Source organism: Streptomyces purpurogeneiscleroticus (assembly GCF_020024005.1).
Lineage (GTDB): Bacteria > Actinomycetota > Actinomycetes > Streptomycetales > Streptomycetaceae > Streptomyces > Streptomyces purpurogeneiscleroticus.
Genome location: NZ_NHSG01000163.1, coordinates 1 through 3,197 on the forward strand (window position 1 = coordinate 1; position 3,197 = coordinate 3,197).

A 3,197-nucleotide genomic window follows, 5' to 3' on the forward strand; every position below is an offset into this window, starting at 1 on the left:
TGTGGGGGATGCCGTTGGGGTCGAGCATGCTGCTCAGGTTCAGCAGAGGGCGGGCCAGGCCATGGGGCCGGAGGCGGTTCGCCTGCTCGATCGACAGGGACCAGGTGGCGGCGACGGTGGCACGGTGGTCGTCGGGCAGGCCGCCGGATTCGGGGAGCAGATCGGTCAGGGTGCGGGCGCGGTCGGCGAGCCGGGTGCGGTAGGCGGCGCAGTCCAGGCCGGAGTCGATCAGGTAGGCGACAGCCTGGGCCAGGGCCAGGGGGAGGTGGCCCAGGTTGGCGGCGAGACCGGCGATCTCGGTGGCGTCCTCGCGGCGGTCGTGGGCGTCGAGGCTGGCAGTCAGGTAGGCGGTGGCTTCATCAGGGGTGAAGACACCGACATCGATGCGGTGGCGGCCGGGCCCGGTCAGGGCACTGTCGCGGCGGCGGGTGGTGAGGACGGTGCGACCGTGCGGATGGTGCGGGGGCCACAGGCCGCGAAGGTCGGCGGGATCGGTCACATCGTCCAGGACGATCAGCCACCGCCGGTCGGTGGTTTCCGCCCAGTGCAAGAAACGCTCGGCGGCCCGCTCGGGGACGTCGGGGTCGGCCCCGGTCACCTCGGCGCCGACCTGGGCGTAGGTGCTCACGATTGCGTCCCGGCTGCCGGCGTTCACCCACACCAGCAGATCTACTTCCCCGGCCTGCCAGGCGGCGCGGGCGTGATGGGCAGCCAGCTGGGTCTTGCCCATGCCTCCGGTCCCGGCCAGCACCTGGCATAGCACCACCGACTGCTGCCCAGCCACCGCTGCCGCCAGAGCCTCGGCCGTAGCGCGATGCTGGAAGCAGTCCGCCTGCCGCGGCAAGGCAGCCCCACTTCGATGCGGCCAGGTCACCGGGGCACGCGGGGCGGCAAAGTGCGCCAGCGTGCCGACCTGCCCGATGCGCTCGATGCCCATGTACTGGGCCGCGGCCGCTCCGCCCTGCGCAACGATCGACGTCTGGGCAGTGATGTGCGGAGCCTGCCGGGTGCCGGGCGCGGTCAGCTCCTCCCCTGCTCCGTCTCCGGGCCCGGCCGGGGAGGGTTTCCGATCGACACATCGCCCATCTTCACGGCAGCCGCAGCCTGATTCTCAGCCCGGATGTGCGCGCTGCCGCCGATGGCGATGCCCTCGTCCCCGGCCATGACGCCACCGGCTGCCCGGCCGGCAAGCGCCACCAGCTCGCGCAGCTGGGCGGCCGCCTGTTCACGGTCGGCGTCCTCCAGGTCTTCCAGCAGGTCCTGGAACCGGGTCTGCCAGGCGGCCGCCACCTGCTCCCGGGCCCGCTCGGCCCCACCGAGGCCGGTGCTTTCCAGTTCGGCTGCCGTGCGGTCCAGCCGCTCCAGGGCCACCGTCTGGGCGGCTTCAGGGGCGGGGCCGCGGCTGAAGAGACGGGCCACCCGCTCCCGGAAGCCCTGCCAGGCATCCGTGCCTGCCGCCTGGGCCAGTGCCACCCCGGCCGCCGAGACCAGGGCCATCAACGCCTGATCCAACATGCTGCCCCCTGTGCCGTAGGGGGCGAAATCCCCGTCCGGCATAGGCAGCGTACTGCGGTTACCGCCAACATGGCCGGCCCATTGGGCCGTTGCCCCTTCGCGTGAAGTGAAGCGCCTGCGCCTGCGCTGTGCCGACCAAGAGATCCTCCGGTCCGCACCTAGAAGCAGGCTCCGCCACACAGCCCATGGGCACAGAGACGACTGAAAGTCCTGGCACACGCACCGGAACAAGCCCCCCGAGCTAGCAAAAAAAACGGACTGTCCGCCAGCCGCAGACATTCACCGATCAAGGGTTCAGACACAGGCACCAATGCTCGGGAAGCAGTCAAGCGACCCGTGGGGTGCCGCGCGATGGTGCGCAGTGAGCCGGAGCTGAAGGCAGTGCCGGGGAAGAGGCCGCTCTGCCCGGCCTTGATCTTCTCCTCATCAAGGCATTGTCGTGAGGAAGCACCCCGAAGATGGCCGACTTGATCCTCGAGCACATGCCCGTGGACGACGTACAGCGCCTCTACAAGGTTCTCTGGGCGAAGTGCGGAGAATAGCTCCCGCTGCCCGTGGCCCCGTTCCTGCCCACCGGCCGGGGGAGGGGCTGCTTTGTACGCGTGGCAGGTCCCGTTCGGTGCCGTGATTGCAATGCCTCTCCTCGGTGGACCGGAGCCGTCGATTTGGCTGAGGCATCGCCCTCGCGTACCCAGTCGTCCGTCACCCCCGTGAACTCGGCAGCAGACGCTGCGCGATGGCCTGCAAGCTCGTTGTGGGCGTGCTGCCCGGGGCGGGGCGTTCGCGTCCGGCTGCCAGTGGGTTCTACGGCACCGGCCAGGGCCGGGGCCGTCGGTTGGCTGAGGCGGGGTGGCGCGGTCTGTCCAGAGGTGCCGGGGTGCACGGGTTGGAGGGCATACGGGCTATCGGGAGGCTGGGTGGGAGGCCGTGCGGGGTGCAGGCTGGCGGATAGGGGTGCGGAATATGGAGGGCTTGGTGGAGGTGCCGCTGGAGGGCGGCGGGGTGGTGTTGTTCGAAGCCGGGCCGGAGGTCAGTGGGCCGGTGAAGGCGGGCCGGGTCGGGGAGGCGGTCCACGAGCTACCACAGACGTTGCAGGAGTGTTTGGAGCCGGTGAGCAGGACCGTGCGGGCGGCACTTCAGGCGGTGCAGCAGGCCGGCCCGGACGGGGTCGAGATGGAGTTCGGGGTGAAGCTGTCGGCGCAAGCCGGCGCCGTCATCACCAAGGGCAGGGCCGAAATGCATCTGATGGTCCGCGTCCAGTGGCAGAGCAGTGGTCCTGCGCCGGACGGCACCGGGTGAGGAGAGCGCGCGATGGTGGAGGATGGCCTGCCTCTGCAGCCCGGTGAGGGGCGCCCGAGCGCGGATGTTCCCCACACGGGTTCCGGCGGCGGGCGCCGGTCCACGCTGCCGGCCTCGGTCGTCCAGGTCCTCGCACTCGATGGCGGTGTGGCGGGCGCCGGTTTCCTGGTCGGGGAGGCCACCGCTGTCACGTGTGCGCACGTCGTGTGCGCCGCCGGGCAGCATCCCGGCGGGCAGGTCGACCTCGCCTTCCCGCGCCTGCCCGGCGCGCCACGGACGCTGGGCACGGTCCTGGCCGGGCAGTGGCGGGCGCCCGAGGCAGAAGACGTCGCTGTCCTGCGGCTGGAGCGGGTGCCGCCAGGGGCAGGGGCGCTGGCGGTGGG

Annotated in this window: 3 protein-coding genes and 1 pseudogene; 2 read left to right on the forward strand and 2 right to left on the reverse strand. The window is 71.4% G+C overall.

The features are described from left to right. The coding region (locus tag CCS38_RS09365) for an NB-ARC domain-containing protein (protein ID WP_263301867.1) at positions 1-730 on the reverse strand (730 nt) is incomplete at its 3' end. 290 nt (positions 731-1,020) lie between these two features. Further along, positions 1,021-1,515: an exodeoxyribonuclease V subunit gamma gene (locus CCS38_RS09370; RefSeq protein WP_223732735.1), complete on the reverse strand. Its 495-nt coding sequence runs from the start codon at positions 1,513-1,515 to the stop codon at positions 1,021-1,023. 975 nt (positions 1,516-2,490) lie between these two features. Between CCS38_RS09370 and CCS38_RS09375 the strand changes: the two genes are divergently transcribed. Then, entirely contained in the window at positions 2,491-2,814 is a 324-nt protein-coding gene (locus CCS38_RS09375; protein WP_223732736.1) for a CU044_2847 family protein, read from the forward strand. Between the two features lie 12 nt (positions 2,815-2,826). Then, positions 2,827-3,197, forward strand: a pseudogene (locus CCS38_RS09380) (hypothetical protein); the annotation flags it as partial.

Bases quoted from the DNA above. Each gene is read 5' to 3' on its own strand.
- CCS38_RS09370 (WP_223732735.1), bottom strand. From the start codon at position 1,515: ATGTTGGATCAGGCGTTGATGGCCCTGGTCTCGGCGGCCGGGGTGGCA.